The sequence below is a fragment of the Streptomyces sp. UF-297 genome, from assembly GCF_058245575.1.
Genome location: NZ_JBSIBZ010000092.1, coordinates 20900 through 39871 on the forward strand (window position 1 = coordinate 20900; position 18972 = coordinate 39871).

Here is an 18972-nt window from a genome sequence, read left to right on the forward strand (position 1 = left end):
CGGTCACCCAGCGGCCGGCTACTCCGGTGGCCGTCCGCTCATGAGCGTTCCAGCGCGTCCAGCAGCAGCTCGCTGTAGCCCGCGGCCGCGAGGTCGTCGTCGGACAGGCCGGCCTGCCGCAGGAGCTTGAGTGTGGTGGCGTGGTCGGACCGCGCCCACGCCATCCGCGTCGTCTCCCGCAGCGTGCGCCGGGCCTTCAGGACCTGCGGGTCGGTCTCGTCGCCCCCGGCGGCCTCCCGGGCCTGGTGGAAGGCCGTCACCGCCTGGGCGGCCTTGGCGAACGCTGCCGCCGTCTTCTTCTTCTCCGCCTCTTCGGGCAACAGCGGGTTCAGCACGACGGCCGGGCCCCACTGCGGAGTCCGGGCCCCGGCCCGCCGGTCGTTGTCGTACGCGCTGCGGCGTTCCTCGACGCCGCGCCGCAGCTGCTCCAGCCCCTGGGGAAGCTCCCAGCCCGATCCGCCGCGGTTGGTCACCTCGGCCTTCAGCTCCTGGACGTGCGCCCGGTAGCTGTCGATCAGGCCGCGGACCTTGAGCGGCATCCCCTTCTTGTAGGCGCCCGCGCGGTGGAAGGCACGGTTGCCGTGCAGGACGACGAGCAGGGCGCTGGCGCCCCCCTCCAGGTCCTCGATCAGGCGGCCGCGGATCGGGAGCCAGTTCGCGAGCGCGGCCTGCGTGATGGGCGACAGGGGCCAGACCTCCGTGATGTGGAGGGGGGAGCCGATGGCCTGCGGGTTCCGGATGATCTTGACCCAGGACAGATCGGGTGCGAGGTCGGCGATGCCGATGGTGCACAGCTCCCCGGACCGGGCGGCGGTGTCCAGGACCACGCCGAGGACAACCAGGAGGCGGGCCCGGCCGGGGGCCGACGGCTTGCGGTCGACCTCGTCCTGGAGGCGATTGTGGAGCTCGCTGCGGGCCCAAGCCGGCATCGTCGGCTTCGGGGTCGGCTTCGGGTAGGAGAGCGCGCCACTGGGGACGCCCGCCGCGGCGGCGAAGCGGCGCAGGATGCTCGCCCGGCGCCGCTGGGAGGCGGTCACGCCCTTGGGCGGGGTCTTGAGCTCCTTGGCCCGCAGCTCGCCGTTGTCGGTCATCTCGCACAAGGCGGTGGCGCCGGGCCCGAGCAGATCCCGCATCGACTTCCCGTACCGGTTCCGGAAGTCCTCCCGCTCCAGCGCCCTCTTCAGCGTGCCCTCCACCCAGCGGACGTGACCGGCCACGCTCTCGGTCATGTCCGGGGCGGCCAGCACCTTCTGGATGAGCGCGGGCAACTCCTCGACCGCAGGAAAACGGTCATCGTCAACGGTGTTCGCGGACAAGCGGCATTCCCTTCGATTCCCGATAAGGACTCATTATCCCCCGGCCGGCTGCTCATTGTGCCGTATCGGGCGGGCTGCGGCATCACCCCTGTTCGGGCTGTCGGCTTCCCTGGGAGGTGGGATGCTGTCGGCGGCGCCGGGAGGGCGTCAGCAGAGTCCGCAAAGAAGGGGAGCAGGACACGTGGCCCATGTCCGTACACGCAGGGGCGACGGGCCCCTGATGAAGGCGGTGAACCTGCTCGGGATCTTCTCGCCGGTCATCCTCGGCGCCGTGCTCCTCGGCCGGTGGCTGGCCTCCTGATCGCCTCTCGGCACGTTCGCGTGTCCGATGGATCTCGGCCGCTTCCTGGGCATCCTCACCGGCGGGGGACCGCGGCGGCATACGCTCGGGGCGGAACTGAACGTACGCAAGGGGGCGTTTCCGTGGCGATGCAGCTGCCTGACATCTTCGAGACGCGGCAGGTGAAGGCGTTCCGTGACGCCCTCATGGCCGGTGACCTGGAGCAGGCCAAGAAGATCGAGGACCACCTGCTGGCCGAAGCGGCCACCAGCCCGGAGGACCGGGAAGTCCTCGTGGACCAGCTGCGGGCGTCGATGCTGTTCCGCGCGTACGTCGATGCCTCCGGCGCCGGCGATGAGGCGACGGCCCTGGTGTTCCAGGGCCTTCTGACGACGATGTGTTCGCCGGAGACGGTCCAGAGAACTCTGATGAGCGGTCTGCTCTACGCCGGTCTCCAGCAGGGGGCGCTGCCCGCGAAGGACCACGACCGCCTGTCAGAGTGGATGAGCAAGACCGACGTGGGCGACGAGATGAGGGCACGCCTCGAAAGCATCACGCGGGTGCCGTAGGGATCGCCTGTCGCGGCTCCGGGACCACCCCACCCGAGCGTCAACGTTTCGGTGACAATCGTGGCGCGGGCCCGCGCCTGTCAATGGGCCGTGCCGTGACTCACGGCCGTACGACGTTCCCGGCGATGTGCCGGTGGACGACTTCGACCGCGGGGCCGGCGGGGCCGAGCCGGTGGCGCAGTAGCTCCCCGGCCCATTCGGCCACGGCAACGCTTCCGCGTACACCGTCCAGGCCGCCGACCAGGACGTGCACGCTGCGGCCGCGGGGCTGGGCGTAGGCGAGGAGCACGGCGGTCTCCCCCGCGATGCGCTCGACCAGTTCTTCGGCGCACTCGCTCTGCCTGATCTGCTGGCGTACCCGGGGATCGAGCCCGGTATCGCGCAGAAGCCCGGACTCGGAGGCGGGCAGCAGCCCTCGGACGTCGAACAGGAGGGCGTGGCCCACGGGCTGGTCGCCCCGGTGGCGGAAGCCGAAGGACTCGATCGTGACCGGTACGGGGTTCATGGCTCCAGGCTGCTGGCGGTGAGGCGGGACAGGAAGGGGTTGCCCGTTTCCACTTGGGGCGTGTCGCGGCTGGCAGGAGCACTTGCGCGTGAGGGTGGCGGGCAGGCGGCGTTGACGCTTTCACCCGAAGAGGGGACCTCTGCGGGCGGTGCGGCCTCGACGGCGCGTACGACGTAGTCGAGCGAAGTGGCCCAGAGCCAGCCCGCGCGGGACTCGTCGGTGGCGGCCGTGGCGCACGCCGCATTGCCCGCCGCGTGGCCCCACAGATCCCGCTGGTAGCCGCCGTGTTCCGCCTCGGCGGCCCGTAGCGCGGCCACGATCGCGGCGGCCGGCGGCGGCTCGTCGGTGTCCTTGTCCAGCCAGGGACGCACTGCCTCGGCGACGGCCACCGCGGTCTCGCAGGAGTAGGAGCGCTCACTCATGGCGTCACCATGCCCGAGAACAGGCACCGGGTTGCCGATGCTCGGGCCGGGTGGGTGCACGTCATGCGGCCAGGGCGAGCCAGCGCCCGAGCTGTGCGCTGAACTTGTCGACGCCATCGGCCGCGTGCCGGGCCCGGCGTGCCTGGTCGCCGCGCCGCCGGATGTAGGAGAGCGTCGTCGCTGGATCGTCGTGTCCGGCGAACTCCTGGATCTCCTCCAGAGGGACCCCGTCGTCGTGCATGTGGGTCAGGCGGGAGGCGCGCAGGACGTGCGGGGTGAGGTCGCGGCCGGGCAGGACTCCGGCCCGTTTCCCCAGGCGGGTCAGGATGCGGTCGACGTCGTGGCGGTCCAGCCGCCGCCCTTCGGAGTCCAGGAGGAGCGGCCCGTCGGTCCGGCCGTTGATGAGCAGGACCAGGAGCTCGGCGAGCTGGTGCGGGAGGGACCACTGCCTGCCCTTGTCGCCCTTGCGGGTCAGGTCGATCACGGGGTTGCGGCCGTCGCGGAAGTCGGTGACATCGGCCTCGCACCACTCGCTGACGCGCCCGGCGAAGGTGTAGACGAGGCTGGTCACGACGACGTCGCGAAGGCACTCCGCCCAGTCGAAGAGGGCGGCGAACTCGTCGACCTCCAGCACGGGGGTGGCGGTGGTCTCGTCGTGGCGGTCGATCTTGGGCCGGTTGTGGCGGGTGACCGGGTTGGGGATGTAGGTCTGCGACTCCTCGGCGGCGAAGCTGTGCAGGGAGGACAGGGCGGACAGGCGGCGCGCGATGCTGCGGTTGGCCCGCTCGCGCTTCTCCTCGCTCAGCCGCCAGGTGGTGACGTCACCGCGGGTGATGCAGCCGATGAAGAAGCGTTCGTGCCCAAGTTCCTGCGCGAACTGGTGCCAGAACCGGATGTCGTCGGCGTAGTTCCGCTTCGAGTTGATGCTGGGGATCGTGGAGGACGCCAGCCAGTTCATGACGGTGGTGAACGCCTCGGCGGTGCAGATGTCGCGCAGGATGTCCATGCGGTAACGGCGAGGGCCCAGCGTGCGCTTCACCGGATCGCGCGGGGCCACCTGCCCCAGGTCCTGGCGGATCTTGGCAAAGGCGTCTTCCGCCCGGGTCGTGGGTCGTGCGATCTCGCCGGCGGGGCGCTCCGCCAGCTCCGGGCGGGGCATCACGGCTTGAAGTCCATCTGGAAGTCGGGGTGCTCGGAGAAGGCCGCGAAGGCCGTGCAGCGCAGCGACCAGCCGAGGGCGTCGATCTGCCCGGGGAAGTAGTCCGTGTGCTCGACCTTGGCAGCGCGCTCGAAGTTGGCGGCGAACTCGTCCAGGACCCTCTGTGTGCCGGCCAGCAGCTGCCGCTCCCGCTCGTCGGCGGTCGGCGCGCGTTCAGCGATGCGTGCCCGCAGGAAGGCCACCAGTGCACGGTCGCGGTCCAGCTTGGCCTCGTTCTGCACGATCATCTGGAACTTCACGCCCTGGTCGTCCACGCGTCCCCTCCTTGCTCTGGATCACCAAAGCTACCCGTGGGGTCGGACAGGACCGGGTCATCGGTGCTGGGAGGGCGTCAGGGCGAGTTCGGCCGCGCGCCTCATCGCGGCCAGGGGGGCCGGGGTATGGCCGGTCTGGAGCTCGACCTGCCGGGCGGCCTGGTGCACGAGCATGGGCAGCCCGCCGACGACCGTGGTGCCCGCCTCCCGCGCGGCGCGGGCTATCGGGGTGGGCCAGGGCCGATACACGACGTCGAGCAGCGTGTCGGCTGCGGCCGGCCACAGCGGGGCGAGCCGGTCGGCGGCCCCGGGCGGGAGGGCGGAGACGACCAGGCCCGCCTCCAGGTGCCGGGGGGCCGCGTCCCACGAACCGATGCGCAGGGCGATCCCGAGGCGCTCCGCCGCCCGGCCCAGCTCGCCGGTGCGGCCGGGGTCGCGGGCGACGGCGGTCGCCGTGGTGCAGCCCAGCCGGTGGACGGCCGCGAGGGCGGTCGCGGCCGTCGCGCCCGCCCCGAGGACGCACACCGATTCGACGTGGTGGACTCCGGCCTCGCGGAGGGCCTGGACCATGCCGTCGACGTCGGTGTTCTCCCCCAGGAGCCGACCGCCCCGGCGGGTCACGGTGTTGGCGGTTCCGGTCGCCTGGACCAGGGGTGAGACCTCGTCCAGGAGCGGGACGGCGGCCCGCTTGAGTGGCATGGTCAGCGACAGCCCGGCCCATCGGTCGTCCATGGCGGCGAGGAAGGGCACCAGCTGGTCCGGGGTGCAGTCGATGGCGCAGTACGTCCAGTCGAGCCCGAGCGCCCGGTAGGCGGCGCGGTGCAGCACCGGAGAGAGGGCCTGGGTGATCGGGGAGCCGAGGACGGCGAGCTGCCTCATCCGGGCGCTCCTTCTACGCGGGGAGGTCGTAGTCGGCGAAGGCGCCGCCCACGTGGGAATCGGTGAGCGGTCCGGTCTCGGGGTGCCGGGCGGCATCGTCGCCGGGGTGGTAGCCGAGGGCGTCCCAGCCGGTGCGGGGCCACCAGGATTCGCTGTTGCCCGAGATCCCGTGGACGGTGAGGAAGGGGCAGGGCAGCGGTCGGGTGGCGGCGGCGTGCAGCAGGGTGGTGGCGTCCGCGGGGCTGAGCCAGGTCGCCCGGTGGCGGGGCTCGCTGGGGTGCGTGCGGTAGCTGCCGATCCGTACGGCGACGATCTCGACGCCGGTCTTGTGGGCGTAGAGGCGCCCCAGGGCTTCCAGGGTCACCTTGCTGACGGCGTAGAAGCTGTCCGGGGCCGTCGCGTCCGCCATCGGATTACCGACGGGGTTCAGGCCGGTGACGTGGTGGCTGCTGGCCAGCACGACGCGCGGCACCCGCTGGCGGCGGGCCGCCTCCAGGACGTGGTGGGTGCCGGTGATGTTGTGCTCGACCATCGCGGCGAATGGTCCCTCGTCGGTGACGCCGGCGAGGTGCACGATGGCGGAGACTCTGGCGGCCGACGCCTCGATGGCGGCCTGATCGCGGAGGTCGGCCTGGATGAAGTCGGCGCCCGCGGGCGTGCCGGAGCTGGGGGGCCGTCGGTCGAGCAGCCGCAGCGGCACCCCGCGGGTGGCGAGATCGGCGGCCAGGCGGGCACCGATGGTCCCGGCGGCCCCGGTGATCAGAAGGGTCACGGCCGGTGGTGGAGCATCGTGGCTACGCCCTCGTCGCTGGCCGGGTAGTTGATGCCGCGCAGCACGGCGACCGGGGCGCCGCGGCCGCGCTGCCCGAGGATGAGCCCCGCCGCCGCGGCGATCAGGTCGGTGAAGGTCTCTTCCTGCCGCTTGCCGTCGTGCTCGGTCGTACGCAGCGGGGCGACTCCGGCGGCACCGATCGAGATGACGGTGGCGCCGCGCCGGTCGGCGCGGCCGTCGGAGTCCGCGATGACGACGGCGACCTCGGCGCCGGTGTAGGTGATCAGGGCGTCCCGCAGGGCGCGGGCGGAGCCGTCCGGGTCCAGCGGCAGCAGCCACGCGCCCTCGCTGCCTGCGCGGTCGATTCCAGCGGAAGTGAGCTGGTAGCCCAGGGTGTGCCGGGCGATGATCGGGCCGCGCTCGGTGGCCAGGAAGTGCTCGGTGGAGTTGTCCAGGATCAGCTGGACGATCTCGGCGGGCTTTCCGGTGCGGGCGGAGAGTTCCAGGGCCTGGGGGGTGGGGGTGACGCTGGCCAGGTCGATGTAGCGCTTCTCCGCGATGGAGACGACCTTGGAGGCCACCACCACAAGGTCCCCGTCGCGCAGTTCGCTGCCGGTGCGCGTGATGACGTCGGCGATCGCGCCGGCCAGGTCGTCACCGGGGTGGATCTCGGGGAAGGGCTCCAGGGCGAAGGCGGAGAAGCCGGAGGTCGGGGCGGTCATCACGAGGCTCCTGCGGTGGTGAGGGCGGTGTGCAGACGGGCGTGTGCGGCGGCGAGCGTCTCGGCTCGCTGTTCGGCGGTGGCGTGCTGTCCGGTGGCGAGCCAGTCTCGGACGCGGTGCAGGTAGTACGGCCACAGCTGACGGGCCGCTTCGGCCGCCGGAGTACCGGAGTTGACGGCGTGCCAGGCGTCCGCGGCCGGGAGCGGCCAGGGACGCTCATCGTATCCGTCGGGGCGTGGGCCAAGGCTGTCCAGCGCGGTGAGCATGGCCTGGAGGCGGGCGGGTTCGATGTCGCGGGGGGCGGCCCGGTAGAGCGCCGGGTCCTCGTCGACCGGAGTCCGCGGCGGCCTTCCGGCGGTCAGGTGCAGCAGCACGGGGACGGCCTGGTGGTAGATGACAGGCAGGTGAGGGAAGGACGCGGCGTGCCGCTTGGGCTCGGCCAGCCGTACCGAGGTCACGGGTCCGGACGTGGCGGCGGTCAGCAGCAGGAAGGCGTCGATGCCGTAGCCGTCCACGCAGGCCGCAAGGTCTTCGGGCAGGGCCTCGGCGGCCCGCAGGGCGGCGTCCAGAGCGGCGCGGGACAGGGCGAGGTCCCCGGCCAGGGGCTGGGGCACGTCGTGGCCGGTCACGGCGGTGATAAGCGGCCGGGCGAGGTGGTTGGTGAGGTTGGCCTCGTCCCAGTGGCGCGGGTAGTCGGCGATGGCCAGGGCGGCCCCTCCGCGCACGCGGTCCAGCAGCGCGCGGTAGACGGCGGGATCGGGGTTGCGGGTGTCGGTGTCGGCGATCAGCACGACCGCGGCCCCGGCGGTCTGCGGGCACCGGGCGGCGGCCAGGATCTGGGCGCCCTTGCCGCGTACGAGCCCGGTCAGCCCGAGCTTCGCGGCCCGGGTCGCCGTGGTGGTGAACTGCTCGGCCGTCTGCGGGGTGTCGGAGGTGTCGGCGTGGACGATGACCGCCGCGGAGTCGCCGAGGGCGGCGTCGACGGCGGCGGTGACGGCGCTGATGGTGGTCGGCTCGTTCCGGCTGGGCAGGATCACGGCGGGGCTCATCCGGTCTCGGTCTCCTTGGCGAGCAGGTCGGCGGCCGTCTCGGCGTCGGGGGCGTGCAGGTAGTCGAACCGGCTGGCCGCCAGCGTGGCGATGAGGTGGCTTCGCCACCGGGCCAGGGCGGGGGTGTCCAGGGGCCACACCGGCCCGTACGGCATCCCGGACACGCCGTTGAGCGGGGTGGGCAGGCCGGAGATGTAGCGGGCCAGGTTCTCGTGCAGACGCAGGCGTTCGTTCACCGACAGCGGGCGCGCGGGCGTCAGCGATGCCACGGTCAGCTCGGGGTGGACGGCCACCCGCACGATCCGCCCGAGCGGGGCCGGCCCCGTCACGAATGGGCGCAGGGAGTGCTGGGGCTTGGGGTCCAGCGGGCGGGCGGGGGCGCGGACGGCGGCGGTGGGCTTGCCCGGCCACACCGATGCCCCGGCCTCGGTGCCTTCGAGGACGACCAGGTCGTCCCCGCCGTGGAGCCAGCCGCGGGCGGCGAGCGCCAGCGCGGTGGAAGTCTTGCCCGCGCCCTTGGCTCCGAGGAGCAGCACGGCCGGACCGCCGGGCGGGCGCAGGGCGGTGCCGTGCACGGTGACCTTGCGCCGACGCTGGCGGGCGCGCTCCAGGGCGGTGTAGGTGACGTACGCGAGGGTGTCCGAGCTGGCGGCGGCTCGGGGCAGGCGGACACGCACCGTGTGCCTGCCGGCGGTGACGGCCGCGGCCCCGATGGTGACCTCGATGTCCGCCGTCCCCGCGGCGTCGGGGGCGGCTTCCAGGCGCCAGCCGCCGGGCAGGGACCGGTCGGCGGCGCGGGCGGCCGCGGTATCCAGGCCGTCGGGCAGGGCGAGCAGCGCGGAGACGTGGCCGGTGACGATCCGGTGCGCGGTCACCGGAGGGCCTTGGTGAAGTCGGTCAGCAGGTCCTCGACCGGCTCCACCTTGGGCAGGTACCGGCCGGACAGCAGGTCTTCCGTCCAGTCGGTTCGGGCCAGCGTCGCGCGCACCAGCTCCTCCGCCGCCTTGGGGGGTGCCTGCTCGCTGGTGGTGATCTCGACGGAGGCGGGTTGGTCGTACGCGGCGCCGTTGCGCCACAGCAGCCCGATGCGGCACGGCCCGAACTCGGCGGCCACGGCGCGGGCGGCCGCGTCGGCGAGCCAGCCGCCCACCTTGCCGACGTGGTAGGCCGGGTTCTTCCCGAACGTCGCCTCGTTGCCCGCGAGGTGGGCACCGCTGATCAGCCCGGTGCGGGCGTTGCCCCGGCCGACCAGGCCGTCCTCGCCGTAGTCGATCGCCGAGCCGGAGAGCGTGAAGTATTGCCCGGAGAGCGGCCCGGTGCGGCTGCCCCGGGTGTTGCATACCACCTCGACGCGGCCCGGGAGCCGCTGTTCCAGTTCGCGGGCGCAGGTGGTCACCGCGTCGTCGAACTCGGCCGAGGTGGCCAGGTGACCGGCGAGTGCGGGCACGCACACCGTCACCGTCCAGGCGTCGCCGCGCCGCACGACGAGGGCCTTGATGTCGCTACCGGCCCACGCGCGGTTGCGGAACCACGCTTCGGCCAGCAGGGCGAGGCTCTCCGCGGCCGTGCGCGGGGCGGAGGCGACGAGATAGGCGGTGTCGTTGGAGAACGGCCGGGGCCGCTCGGGAAGGTCGTGCAGCGAGCGGGGGGCGAACCAGTGGCGGAACTTGCTGGAGTCGGTGGTCTCGTGCCGGATCTCAAGCCGGACCCGGTCGAAGCCCGGCAGGGCCGCGCGGAGGTGGTCGACGGCGGCCTGCTCAAGGATCTCCCGCACCGGCAGCTCCTGCCCGGCGAAGGAGGTGGAGATCCGGCCGCCGAAGATGACGCGCAGGGGCCGGTCGTAGACGCCGTCGGTGTCGGTGAAGGCGGCGCGGCCGCCGAGGACGGCGACCTTGTCCAGGTTGTGGTGCAGGACGGCACCGGTCTCGTTCAGGCAGTGCCGGCTGTAGCGGATGGACGCCAGTTCGGCGATGCCGTCGGCGAGGGTGTCGGGGTGTCCGATGCCCTTGCGCTCGACGATCTCGACGGCCAGTTCATGCGGCAGCGGGGTGCGCTGCGCGGACACGGTTCGCGTCGCGGTAGACACGTTCGATCACCTCCAGGGGGCGCCGCAGCGCCGACAGCGGGAACAGGCAGGGGTGGGCGGGGCGGCCTTCGGCGGCGTCGAGCACGGCCGCGTACATCTGGCGCCGAAGTTGCTCGTGGGTGGGGGCGGCTGCCGGGTCTGCTAGCCCGGCTTCGAGGTTCCGGCCGCGGATGTGAAGGCGCCGACCGTCGGCGAGCTGGAGCACGACCTCGTGCCGGGGCGGGCCCTCATGGTCGACGCGGGCGTCCACGTGCACGCTCCGCGCGCCGGCCAGCGTGAGGTCGGCGGTGATGCGGTCCTCGGTCTCGGCCAGGTTGCGGCGGTGCACCGCCGTGGCGCTCACGCTCTCGACGTCGCCCGGGGTCAGTCGCAAGGCGAGCGCCAGGCCGTGGATGGCCTGCTGGTGGAGCACCCCGCCGGCGGCGGCATGGGTGCGTCTCCAGCCGCGGAAGTACGGGGGGTCGCGCCGTACGGCAAGGCGGACCACGGCGCGCTCGACAGCCGGGGGCCGGACGAGGAGCTCGTGCAGGCCGGGGGCGAAGTGCGGCTGAAAGCCCACGAAGATCCGCCCGTCCTCCGGCCGGGGTGCCAGTGCGGTGCCGACGATGGTCGCGGGCTTCTCCACGAGGACCGCGGCGCCATCGGCGGCGGCGACCCGGGCCGCCGCGAGCGCGGCCCCGGGCGGAGCGGCCACCACGACCAGGTCGGGCTTGAGGACGGCCAGGGCCGGGCGCAGGGCGGCGAAGGATGGGATGCCGTCCGGCAGTTCGGTGCGCGGCGCCGGATCGACGATCCCCGCGACGGTCAGGCCGTCGGCTCCGGCGAGGGCGGTGAGGTGCTTGGCCCCGACCTCGCCGGCGCCGACCAGGAGGACCCGCTTCACGCCAGCCCACCGGGAATGGCCGTGCGCAGGAAGGCCGCCCCGGCGGCCAGGGCGTCGGCGGGGGTGTCGCGTACGTGGGTCTCCAGCGCGTACGGCAGGGCCGGGTGGGCCGCGTGCAGCAGCGGCAGCACCTCGGCGTAGGGCACGCAGCCCTCGCCGGCCGGGCAGAAGGTGCGGCCGGCGTCGGCGGGCCGGTAGTCCTTGACGTGCACGTAGCCCACGTAGGGGGCCAGTGCGCGGACGGTCTCCTTGTTCGCCTGGCCTACCTCGTGGAGGTTCGCCACATCGAGCCACAGACCGAGGCCCTGCGCGTGGTAGCGGTCGAGCACCTCCAGCAGGGGCTCGGCATGAGCGACGGTGCACACCGGCTCGTTCTCCAGCAGCAGCCGCACCCCCGCCCGGTCGGCTTCTTCGAGGGCCTGGGCGAGCAGGGGATCACTGGCGAACTGCTCGGTCAGCTCGGGTTCGACGCGCAGGTGGGAGAAGACCCGCACGATGGGGGCGCCGAGGGTCACGGCGGCCGCGAGGGCGCGGCGCACCCAGTCCAGCCTCTCCTCGGGCGGGACCTGGGTGGGGAAGCCGAAGGTGTCCACGCGTCCGGGGCGGGCCTCGGGGCGGCACCACTTCCACAGCGGTGACGCCAGCGCGGCGACCGCAAGGCCGCGCTGGTCGGCCAGCGCGCGAATGTGCCGCAGCCGCTCGTCGGGCAGGGTCACCGCGTTTGCACCCTCGGCCGATCGGATCTCCAGCTGGCCGATGCCCAGCTTCACCGCCAGGTCCATGCCGGGCGCCGGGTCGGGGCCGAGTTCGTCGGGGTTGAGTACGAGTGCGGACACCGGGCGTGCTTCCACGGAGGTTCTCCTTCGGGGCTCGAAAGGGGTGCGGCCCCGGGACCGGAGGAAGTCCGGTCCCGGGGCCGCGGGCAGAGGGTCTGAACCGTCGCGTCGGTTCAGCGACCGCCGCCCGGGGGCGGGGGCTGCGGGATCGGCGGCGGAGGCGGGGGCGGGGGCGGAGGAGGCGGGGGCTGCGGCATGGCATTACTCCCTTGTCGTCGCAGGTCCAGAGCCCGCATCGGGTCAGCGGGCTGCGCCATCGTCGCCGCGGTTCGCACCGCGCAGACATCCCGTCAGCTGCCCCAAGACCTGGACAGATCCGGCCCGCTGGACACCGCTTGGACAAGGGGCGCCCACCCCCTGGGCAGTCGGTGAAGTTTCGCAGTGAAGTTGCACGGAGAAGATTCAGGCGGTACACCCTAGGGTGACGAGACCGTGACAGTTGGTGATCTTTCTGTGTGGCCGGACCCGGGAGGGGGCGCCTCGGATGCGCGACGGAGTACGTCAACGCCCGGCGCCGGCCCCCGCCGTTCCGCCGCCCCGACTCTCCCCGGAGGACGTCCGCACGCAGCTGCTGAGGCTCCGGCAGGGCCCTGCCCTGGGCCACCCGGGGGCCGTGGCGGCGCTGAGCGATCAACTCCGCGGGCTGCTGCTGGCCCGCCAGGCCCCGCTGTCGGACGCCGGAAGCGAGACGACCCGCCTGGTCGCGGCCCTGCGCCGGGCGATCGACGGGTTGACGCCGCACGAGCGCCGTTACGCTGCCGCCGACTTCAATCTGCTACCCGAACACTCCTGGCCGACCCTGACGGAGCGGCAGGAGTCGCTCGCCCGGGTCCTGGGCTGCTCCGCCAAGACCGTTCGCCGTCACGCTGGACAGGCATTGGACACTCTCGCGCTCCTCGTCGCGGACGGGAGCTACCTCGCACACACCCCGCCGGCGCCCGAAGGCGCACCCGCCCCGGCCGGTGAGGCCGCCCAGTTCTTCGGAGTCTCGGGGGCCTCCCGCATCGACGTCGTCTGTTCGGCGCTCCCGGACCGGCCCCGACAGCGCCCCAACGACCCGCTGTACTCCCGCTATGCGGGCTTCGCCGACCTGGACGCCCTGTTCTACGTCCGCGCCCGCCTCGCCCAGGACTTCCCGGCCGCCAAGGTCCGGGACTTCCACCCCGGGGAGTATTACAACGCTGAGCCGGACTGCCTGGTGGTTCTCGGCGCACCGGACCGGAACACCGCGTACGCGGAGTTCGGCCCTCACCTCCCCTACCGCTTCTCCGCTCCCCCGGACCCGGCGGTCCTCTTCCCCGGCCACGGGGACATCCGGCTAGCGCCTACCTGGGCCCCCGAGGGCGAGCTTCTGGCGGACCTGACCATCATCACCCGGCTCACCCTCGACCAGGGCACCACCGTGATCCTGCTCGGCGGCTGCCTGACACTCGGCGTCCTCGGCGCCGCCAAGTGCCTACTCAACGGGGAACGCGCCCGGCGCAACACCGAGTATCTCGACGAGATCGCCGCGGGCGGCGACTTCGTCGCGGTCACCACGACCCGCAAGGTCGGCGGCATCACCGGCACCCCCGACCTGATCGCCACCGAGCCCCTGCTCCTGCTCACCAGGGACAGCGCGGGAGGATTCACGGCGCGCATGGACCGCACCACCCACGGCGCAGGCCCCAGCACTGAGCAGCAGGGATAAGCGGATGTTGGACGGGCGGTCACCGTCCGCCACGGATCATCTTGCTGCCAGACTGGCCCGGTGAGCGCTCCGCCCCTCCGGAAGGCGGCCCGAGCCGTCGCCATCGACGCCCACCGGCGGGTCCTGCTGCTTCACTACGCCGAGGTCGGCGGCTTCTGGGCCACCCCCGGCGGGGGCCTGGAGCCGGACGAGGACTACCCCACGGCCGTCCTGCGGGAGCTCGGCGAAGAACTCGGGGCTGTGAACGTCACCCTGGTCGCTCAGGTCGCTGTGCGCTGCCAGGACCATGCCGTCGCCGGGCAACTGGTCCGCCAGGTCGAGAAATACTTCCTCGCCCGTATCGAGGCTTCCGACCTCGACCCAGCTCGCGCCACCCAGACCGACAACATCCGAGCCCGCCGCTGGTGGACGCTCCAGGAGCTCCGCGACACCAGAGAGACGGTCTACCCGCACGGCCTCGCGGACTTGATCGCTGACCTCCTCAGCCACGGCCCGCCAGAGCAGCCAACCGTTCTCCGCTGAACGCACGGGCACGCTCCGGCACAAGCCGGAGGAGCTCGACGGCGAGACGTTCGAGGACCCTTTCCCCTCCCACGCCACCCGCAAAGGTGGTATTGTTGTCACTGCTGGCAGGGGGTGGCACCTCGACCAGCGTCATCACTCGAAATCTCGCACAGGGGCTTGCTTCCCCGTTTGGAGCGGACTTGCTGAACAACAACGACACGTCGTACGAGACCGACGCCGAGGCCGACATCGCCCACCTCATGGCGGGGCGTCAGATCACGCTCGACGAGATCGCGGTCGAACTGGCGGCGATCGAGCTGAGGCTGCGGCAGATCGCTCGCGCGGCGGAGACGCCCGCCACGCCGGTCGAGCTGGAGCCGATGATCGACAGTCTGCGCTCGAAGGCCGGACAGCTGCGGGAGATCGGCGAGGAGGCCGGCAAGCTCGCTCGGATCGTAGAGGGCGACGTCCCGCTCGCCACGAAGTTCTCCGGCACCGGCGATCCGTGGGGATCTGCGGCGCGCGGCACCGATCGCGAGGACTTCGGCGGGCCCGCCGTCGTGCCCACGGCGCGCCAGCTGCTCCACCTCGCCTACGGCGCCCGGGTTCCGGGAGCGGAGACGACCACGTACCCGGAGGCCATGGCGGGGATGCGGGTCATCTGGGAATCCAAGGCGGCCCAGGCCAGGCGCCGCAGGGAGCGGGACGCAGCGGTCGAGGTCGAGGTCCTGGAGCTGGAGTGCGAGACCTGCCACGTCAGCTCGGGCGAGCGCTGCGTGACCAGGAACGGGCGGGTGTCTGAGAAGCCGCACACCAAGCGGCTCCGGGAGGCTGAGGCGAACGTGGACGCCCGGCTCGGCTACCTCGGCGACAACCCCGTGGCCGTGCCCGGCGTCGACTGACACGCACAGGGAAGGGGCCTCACACCGGGACAACCGGCGTGAGGCCCCTTCCTCGTTCTGGGCCCGTACAGTTCGAGGGGGTCCGGAGGCAGCGCGAATGCCTCCGGACCCCCTTTTCGTTCCCCCGCCGTCTATCCGGCGGGCGCGGGTGCCCCGTCGTGGGCGATGGGGGCGACGGCGACCCACTCCCCCGGCCCGGTCTCGTACTCCATCGCGTGTGTCACGTGGCAGCGCACGGGCCAAGGCTCGTCGTCCAGGCGGACGAGGAGGTACCGGCCGGCGGTGTCGACGACGGTCCCGGGGCGGCCGTGGCGCCGTACACGGACGGCCAGGCCGAGGCGAACGCCGTGGCGCTCCTGGAGGCCGTAGTACGCCCTCATGTGCTCCAGGTCGTCGTGCTGCCGGTCGGCCGCCTCGAACAGCGTCCGGCAGCCGGGGCGACGGCAGCGGGACTTGGGGAGTTCGTGGGCCCCGAAGAACAGGCCCTCGTCCAGGAGGATGCGCACGGGGTCGCACGCCGCGGCGATGCCGACCATGCCGCTCCCGACGGCGTACTGCTGCGTGAAGACGGCGACGTGCAGCTGGGTGTCGCCGCCGGTACTGGGGCTGCGGAGAAAACTGGCGTCCCTGGGCGCCATGGCGAGTTCACCCCGGCGTGCGACAGGGGCGCCGTGCTCCGCGTGTGCCGGGTCGGTGCCGAGGGGGCGCGGCGCCGGACGCCGCAGCATGGGGGGTGTGGTCACGTGTCTCCTTCGGTGTCGCTGCCGAGTGCAGTGATGACGATGAGGTCGAGCTGGTCCGCCAGGGAGGCAAGTCCTTCCGCAGGGTCCATCTCCGGGTGATCCCGGAAGGCCGTGGACAGGGTGCGTAGCAGCTCCGTCACCTGATGGGCGGGAAGCAGGGCGCTTCCGTCTTCCTGTCTCCGCATGACGACCAGGTTGGTCGGGATCTGGACCTGGCCGGGCTTCGGTCCGTTCACTGCTGAAGCCCTCCGTGCGCACTGGCGCCGGTCCGCGTGGGGTCGGGGACTTCCACGATGTGCCCGACCCCGAGCTCGATCGCTTCCCGGGCCGCCTGGGGAAGCCCGTAGGCATCGACGAACCCCCTGCACATCGCGGCGGGGAAGTCGTCCGGCACGACGGGCGACACGGTGGAGTGGCACACGATCTGTCCGCCGCCGTCCCGGACCTCTCGGATGAACTGCTGCCGGCGCCCCGGGCGAAGCGGAGCGGCCGACGCGGCGGGGTTCAGGACACAGGTCGTACAGCGGTCTTCCAGGAGCCGGATCTCCCCCGTGGTCGGGTCCGCCACCGGCGGCACCGGGTCCTCATCCTGCTGGCCTGCGCCGGGGAAGGGGTTGTGTGGGGCCCTCATGCGTGGCCCTCCTTGCCCGCGAGCCAGCGTTCGGCGTCCTCGCCCGTGCCCACCGCGGCGATGGCGGCCACTTCGAGCTGCTCGGCCTCGCTCCACTTCCGCACTGCCACGCGGGCCATCTCCTCGTAGCGTCCCGGGTTCGACAGCGCCAGACGCACCAGCAGCGGGGCCTTGCGGCGGTAGTGCTTCCCCCACTCCTCCAGCGTCGGCGGATCACCCTCGGACGCCCGCAGGTGCAGAAGGCGCCCGTCGGCATGGAGCGTCGCCAGCTCCAGCTCCGCGGCGCGCTGTTCCGCAGGGGTGAACGGGCCACGGGTGGCCCGGATGTGGTCCCGGGTGCGTTCGTAGTCGCCGTTCATGCGCCGGCCGCCCCCTGGGGGGTGACCGGCGGCGTGTAGCCGGGCACGCGGCCTCGCAGGCGGCTGTAGCGGGTTTGGGCGATGCGGCGGTCTCGCCCCCCTGCCGCCTCGGCGACTTGCCCCCAGGTACGGCCGTGGTGAAGGCGAGCGTGGTCGATCAGCTCCAGCTCGTGGAGGTCGAGTTCGCCGCGGGCACGGTCGAGCAGCAGGATCGCGTCCTCCAGGTCCTGGCCTGTGACACGGCCCCCGCCGTCGTGGTCCAGGGCCTTGGCGACCAGCATCACCGCCTCCAGGGGGGTGACTGTGAGGTAGGGGCCGCCGTGGGAGTTGAGCCGCCGGTAGTGCTCGCCGCCGTGGCGGCGGGTGAGCCGCTCCAGGGCGGCCGCCTCCTGTGCGTACGAGTCGGGATCTTGAGTCATGGCGTCATCATATTGATGACATCGACGCGGCGTCACCGTTTTGTTGACATCCAACCAAGATCACTTAGGCCGCGCATAATTCCGGTTATGCGCGGCCTAGATGACGTGAGCATGTCATGATCCGGGCGTACTCCGAACGTGTTTCACTAGTAGTGAAAGCGCGCGGACCGGCCGGGATTTGCGAAGATCGCCCGGTTTCCGAACTTGGGTCGCGGCTTGCGGAGACCCCTCCCGAGCGGGCGGCCCGCCGAGGGCCAGGCGACAGAAAACGCCTGGTCAGACCCCATGCACGGGATCGCCCGTGCAGGTCGACGGTCCAGTTCCGCCGTGCCGGGCCTCCTCGTCGAGGGGCGGCTCAGCGTCGCGTCAGGCAGCGTCGGTGAGCGGGGTCAGCTGCACGCCGAGGTGATGCTCCGGCTCGGCGTGCGGGACACCGTCCGCGCCCAGAAACAGGTAGAAGAACTGCGTCGTGAGCGGCTTCGAGGTCGAGGAACCGCCCTTGGTGAAGCCGGTCAGAGCGCCGGCAGAGTAGACGTGCGGCAGCCACTCGGGGCCCACGATCGCCTCCACCCAGGCCCGCGCCTCCGCCGGATTAACGGGCTGACGGGTGCCGAGCTGCTTGTGCTTCGCGGCGACCGACAGCGTCAGCAGACTCCCCTCCCGGCCCGGCTGCTCCAGGAGCGCGGCCTGGTCGCTGATGTCCCCGACGAAGCTGAGGGTGGCAAACCGATCGGTCACCGAGCGCACCGGACCGAAAGAGTGCGGCACCGCCAGTCCCCCCGCCCGGTACCGCTCCAGCACGGACGAGGGCAGCGCGGAGGCCAGCTCACTGTCGGCGGGGTCCGTGGAGAACAGGCCCCGGCGAAAACGCCGCAGCTCTCCCTCGTGCTTACGCAGAACAGTACGAATATCGACAGGCATGTCGCCCACGCTACAAGCCGCCACCGTCGCTCTGACCTGCACTGACCATGAGGGCTGTCACATGCGGGCGGGCCGCCCTCGCTCTCGGTACGGTGGCGGCGGCAGGAACGAGGGGGTCATGGGCCGCAGAGCAACGAAGAAGGCGGCGCCGAAGGCGACGCGGGAGCGCCGCCCGGCACGACGACTGCAAGGGGTCGATCCCCGGGTGCTCGCCGGGAAGCTGTACGAGCTGCACGCCCGCGCGGAACGCCGAGGCGACCAGGGATACCTGGAGCGGTGGCCGGGCGACGGCGAGACGCACGGCGTCCTGCACTTCGCCCAGGCGCACGCGGACCGCCTGGAGGGCGAGGCGTACCAGCAGGCGGCGCTTCTGCGGATCACGCTGGCCGAGTGGCTGCGGCAGCAGGCCGACCCGCTCCAGCTCCGGGCGCTCGACGATGCCCGCGGCGCCGGGGTGCAGTGGGATCAGGTGGCCCTGGCCCTCCAGTACACCAACGCGGACGGCGAGCCGAACCCGTCCAGCGCCTTCAACCGGCACGCGAGCCTGAAGGTGGCGGTGCTCGGCCGCCCCGAGGACCGGCGTCAGCCGCACGTGGCCCGGATCATCGAGGCCCGCGCCGCCCAGGAGGAGCTGGAGCGGCGGGAACGCGAGCGGGCGGAGGACGCCCGGTACCCGGCGATGGATGCCGCCGCGCGGGCCCTGCTGGAGCACTTCGAGGCCGGCGAGATCCTGAGCGACCTGGATGACGATTTCTGGTGGAGCGAGCTGGCCGACGTCGTCGACGACCGGCGGGACGCCTCCGAGCGGGCCAACCTCGTCGTGTACGTGCGCGGCGCCGTGCGGGAGACGTACGCGCACGCCAGGCGGACCGGCGAGCCGCCCGCGACCACCGAACGGGCCATGCAGGCCCTGGAGGAAGCGGCCGCGCTGGTGGACCCCTCCACCAGCGCGGGCGACCGGTAGGGCGCCGCGCCCCCACGAACCGAGGCCCGGACCATGTTGGTCCGGGC

The 18972-nt window shown here is 72.5% G+C and carries 24 protein-coding genes; 5 read left to right on the forward strand and 19 right to left on the reverse strand.

What is annotated here, in order from left to right; translation table 11 throughout:
• Nucleotides 1-38: 38 nt before the first annotated feature.
• A complete protein-coding gene (locus tag AC4IJH_RS35940) occupies nucleotides 39-1316 on the reverse strand; it encodes a hypothetical protein (RefSeq protein ID WP_490856172.1) in 1278 nt (425 codons plus the stop codon).
• A gap of 429 nt (nucleotides 1317-1745) precedes the next feature.
• Between AC4IJH_RS35940 and AC4IJH_RS35945 the strand changes: the two genes are divergently transcribed.
• Entirely contained in the window at nucleotides 1746-2165 is a 420-nt protein-coding gene (locus AC4IJH_RS35945; protein ID WP_490856190.1) for a hypothetical protein, read from the forward strand.
• Between the two features lie 100 nt (nucleotides 2166-2265).
• On the opposite strand, the gene AC4IJH_RS35950 is transcribed toward AC4IJH_RS35945, so the two are convergent.
• The 12 genes from AC4IJH_RS35950 to AC4IJH_RS36005 all read right to left on the reverse strand — a co-directional run bounded on the left by AC4IJH_RS35950 (nucleotide 2266) and on the right by AC4IJH_RS36005 (nucleotide 11807).
• Nucleotides 2266-2670, reverse strand: coding sequence for a RapZ C-terminal domain-containing protein (locus AC4IJH_RS35950; protein ID WP_490856173.1), 405 nt, complete (start codon nucleotides 2668-2670; stop codon nucleotides 2266-2268).
• On the reverse strand, nucleotides 2667-3092 hold the full coding sequence (locus tag AC4IJH_RS35955; protein WP_330269951.1) for a hypothetical protein: 426 nt from the start codon (nucleotides 3090-3092) through the stop codon (nucleotides 2667-2669). The genes AC4IJH_RS35950 and AC4IJH_RS35955 overlap by 4 nt, the downstream gene beginning before the upstream one ends.
• A 61-nt stretch (nucleotides 3093-3153) precedes the next feature.
• Nucleotides 3154-4251 (reverse strand): tyrosine-type recombinase/integrase, encoded by a 1098-nt coding sequence (locus tag AC4IJH_RS35960; protein WP_490856174.1) that lies wholly within the window; start codon nucleotides 4249-4251, stop codon nucleotides 3154-3156.
• Nucleotides 4251-4565, reverse strand: a complete 315-nt coding sequence (locus AC4IJH_RS35965) for a hypothetical protein (RefSeq protein WP_490856175.1) — start codon at nucleotides 4563-4565, stop codon at nucleotides 4251-4253. The genes AC4IJH_RS35960 and AC4IJH_RS35965 overlap by 1 nt, the downstream gene beginning before the upstream one ends.
• A gap of 57 nt (nucleotides 4566-4622) precedes the next feature.
• The gene (locus AC4IJH_RS35970; protein ID WP_490856176.1) at nucleotides 4623-5444 is read right to left on the reverse strand and encodes a shikimate dehydrogenase; all 822 of its coding nucleotides are present in this window, start codon (nucleotides 5442-5444) and stop codon (nucleotides 4623-4625) included.
• 13 nt (nucleotides 5445-5457) lie between these two features.
• Complete coding sequence (locus tag AC4IJH_RS35975) at nucleotides 5458-6216, reverse strand: NAD-dependent epimerase/dehydratase family protein (RefSeq protein WP_490856177.1); 759 nt, start codon at nucleotides 6214-6216, stop codon at nucleotides 5458-5460.
• Nucleotides 6213-6938 carry a coenzyme F420-0:L-glutamate ligase gene (locus AC4IJH_RS35980; RefSeq protein ID WP_490856178.1) on the reverse strand — a complete coding sequence of 242 codons (726 nt, stop codon included), beginning with the start codon at nucleotides 6936-6938 and terminating at the stop codon, nucleotides 6213-6215. Before AC4IJH_RS35980 ends, AC4IJH_RS35975 begins: the two co-directional genes overlap by 4 nt.
• The gene (locus AC4IJH_RS35985) at nucleotides 6938-7987 is read right to left on the reverse strand and encodes a glycosyltransferase family protein (RefSeq protein WP_490856179.1); all 1050 of its coding nucleotides are present in this window, start codon (nucleotides 7985-7987) and stop codon (nucleotides 6938-6940) included. Before AC4IJH_RS35985 ends, AC4IJH_RS35980 begins: the two co-directional genes overlap by 1 nt.
• Nucleotides 7984-8862, reverse strand: coding sequence for a hypothetical protein (locus tag AC4IJH_RS35990; protein ID WP_490856180.1), 879 nt, complete (start codon nucleotides 8860-8862; stop codon nucleotides 7984-7986). The genes AC4IJH_RS35985 and AC4IJH_RS35990 overlap by 4 nt, the downstream gene beginning before the upstream one ends.
• On the reverse strand, nucleotides 8859-10073 hold the full coding sequence (locus AC4IJH_RS35995; protein ID WP_490856181.1) for a methionine adenosyltransferase: 1215 nt from the start codon (nucleotides 10071-10073) through the stop codon (nucleotides 8859-8861). Before AC4IJH_RS35995 ends, AC4IJH_RS35990 begins: the two co-directional genes overlap by 4 nt.
• A complete protein-coding gene (locus AC4IJH_RS36000) occupies nucleotides 10021-10956 on the reverse strand; it encodes a Gfo/Idh/MocA family protein (protein ID WP_490856182.1) in 936 nt (311 codons plus the stop codon). The genes AC4IJH_RS35995 and AC4IJH_RS36000 overlap by 53 nt, the downstream gene beginning before the upstream one ends.
• Nucleotides 10953-11807, reverse strand: a complete 855-nt coding sequence (locus tag AC4IJH_RS36005; protein WP_490856183.1) for a sugar phosphate isomerase/epimerase family protein — start codon at nucleotides 11805-11807, stop codon at nucleotides 10953-10955. Before AC4IJH_RS36005 ends, AC4IJH_RS36000 begins: the two co-directional genes overlap by 4 nt.
• A gap of 469 nt (nucleotides 11808-12276) precedes the next feature.
• Between AC4IJH_RS36005 and AC4IJH_RS36010 the strand changes: the two genes are divergently transcribed.
• From AC4IJH_RS36010 to AC4IJH_RS36020, 3 genes are all read left to right on the forward strand, one after another.
• The gene (locus tag AC4IJH_RS36010) at nucleotides 12277-13482 is read left to right on the forward strand and encodes a hypothetical protein (RefSeq protein WP_490856184.1); all 1206 of its coding nucleotides are present in this window, start codon (nucleotides 12277-12279) and stop codon (nucleotides 13480-13482) included.
• Between the two features lie 60 nt (nucleotides 13483-13542).
• Nucleotides 13543-14004 (forward strand): NUDIX hydrolase, encoded by a 462-nt coding sequence (locus tag AC4IJH_RS36015; RefSeq protein ID WP_490856185.1) that lies wholly within the window; start codon nucleotides 13543-13545, stop codon nucleotides 14002-14004.
• A gap of 182 nt (nucleotides 14005-14186) precedes the next feature.
• Nucleotides 14187-14888: a zinc finger domain-containing protein gene (locus AC4IJH_RS36020; protein ID WP_490856186.1), complete on the forward strand. Its 702-nt coding sequence runs from the start codon at nucleotides 14187-14189 to the stop codon at nucleotides 14886-14888.
• A gap of 131 nt (nucleotides 14889-15019) precedes the next feature.
• On the opposite strand, the gene AC4IJH_RS36025 is transcribed toward AC4IJH_RS36020, so the two are convergent.
• From AC4IJH_RS36025 to AC4IJH_RS36050, 6 genes are all read right to left on the reverse strand, one after another.
• Nucleotides 15020-15631 (reverse strand): hypothetical protein, encoded by a 612-nt coding sequence (locus AC4IJH_RS36025; protein WP_490856187.1) that lies wholly within the window; start codon nucleotides 15629-15631, stop codon nucleotides 15020-15022.
• Nucleotides 15628-15867 (reverse strand): hypothetical protein, encoded by a 240-nt coding sequence (locus AC4IJH_RS36030; protein ID WP_164347861.1) that lies wholly within the window; start codon nucleotides 15865-15867, stop codon nucleotides 15628-15630. Before AC4IJH_RS36030 ends, AC4IJH_RS36025 begins: the two co-directional genes overlap by 4 nt.
• Entirely contained in the window at nucleotides 15864-16262 is a 399-nt protein-coding gene (locus AC4IJH_RS36035; RefSeq protein ID WP_330269961.1) for a hypothetical protein, read from the reverse strand. The genes AC4IJH_RS36030 and AC4IJH_RS36035 overlap by 4 nt, the downstream gene beginning before the upstream one ends.
• Nucleotides 16259-16621, reverse strand: coding sequence for a hypothetical protein (locus AC4IJH_RS36040; RefSeq protein ID WP_490856188.1), 363 nt, complete (start codon nucleotides 16619-16621; stop codon nucleotides 16259-16261). The genes AC4IJH_RS36035 and AC4IJH_RS36040 overlap by 4 nt, the downstream gene beginning before the upstream one ends.
• The gene (locus AC4IJH_RS36045; RefSeq protein ID WP_330269963.1) at nucleotides 16618-17040 is read right to left on the reverse strand and encodes a hypothetical protein; all 423 of its coding nucleotides are present in this window, start codon (nucleotides 17038-17040) and stop codon (nucleotides 16618-16620) included. The genes AC4IJH_RS36040 and AC4IJH_RS36045 overlap by 4 nt, the downstream gene beginning before the upstream one ends.
• 366 nt (nucleotides 17041-17406) lie before the next feature.
• Nucleotides 17407-17961 carry a hypothetical protein gene (locus AC4IJH_RS36050; protein WP_330269964.1) on the reverse strand — a complete coding sequence of 185 codons (555 nt, stop codon included), beginning with the start codon at nucleotides 17959-17961 and terminating at the stop codon, nucleotides 17407-17409.
• Nucleotides 17962-18079: 118 nt separating this feature from the next.
• On the opposite strand from AC4IJH_RS36050, the gene AC4IJH_RS36055 reads away from it, so the two are divergent.
• Nucleotides 18080-18925 (forward strand): hypothetical protein, encoded by an 846-nt coding sequence (locus AC4IJH_RS36055; protein ID WP_490856189.1) that lies wholly within the window; start codon nucleotides 18080-18082, stop codon nucleotides 18923-18925.
• The last annotated feature ends 47 nt before the right edge of the window (nucleotides 18926-18972 follow it).

Coding starts and splice junctions, on each gene's coding strand:
- AC4IJH_RS35945 (WP_490856190.1), top strand. CDS start 1,746: ATGCAGCTGCCTGACATCTTCGAGACGCGGCAGGTGAAGGCGTTCCGT.
- AC4IJH_RS36055 (WP_490856189.1), top strand. CDS start 18,080: ATGGGCCGCAGAGCAACGAAGAAGGCGGCGCCGAAGGCGACGCGGGAG.
- AC4IJH_RS35960 (WP_490856174.1), bottom strand. CDS start 4,251: ATGCCCCGCCCGGAGCTGGCGGAGCGCCCCGCCGGCGAGATCGCACGA.
- AC4IJH_RS36010 (WP_490856184.1), top strand. CDS start 12,277: ATGCGCGACGGAGTACGTCAACGCCCGGCGCCGGCCCCCGCCGTTCCG.
- AC4IJH_RS35970 (WP_490856176.1), bottom strand. CDS start 5,444: ATGAGGCAGCTCGCCGTCCTCGGCTCCCCGATCACCCAGGCCCTCTCT.
- AC4IJH_RS35950 (WP_490856173.1), bottom strand. CDS start 2,670: ATGAACCCCGTACCGGTCACGATCGAGTCCTTCGGCTTCCGCCACCGG.
- AC4IJH_RS36040 (WP_490856188.1), bottom strand. CDS start 16,621: ATGAACGGCGACTACGAACGCACCCGGGACCACATCCGGGCCACCCGT.
- AC4IJH_RS35980 (WP_490856178.1), bottom strand. CDS start 6,938: ATGACCGCCCCGACCTCCGGCTTCTCCGCCTTCGCCCTGGAGCCCTTC.
- AC4IJH_RS36045 (WP_330269963.1), bottom strand. CDS start 17,040: ATGACTCAAGATCCCGACTCGTACGCACAGGAGGCGGCCGCCCTGGAG.
- AC4IJH_RS36035 (WP_330269961.1), bottom strand. CDS start 16,262: ATGAGGGCCCCACACAACCCCTTCCCCGGCGCAGGCCAGCAGGATGAG.
- AC4IJH_RS35985 (WP_490856179.1), bottom strand. CDS start 7,987: ATGAGCCCCGCCGTGATCCTGCCCAGCCGGAACGAGCCGACCACCATC.
- AC4IJH_RS36050 (WP_330269964.1), bottom strand. CDS start 17,961: ATGCCTGTCGATATTCGTACTGTTCTGCGTAAGCACGAGGGAGAGCTG.
- AC4IJH_RS35955 (WP_330269951.1), bottom strand. CDS start 3,092: ATGAGTGAGCGCTCCTACTCCTGCGAGACCGCGGTGGCCGTCGCCGAG.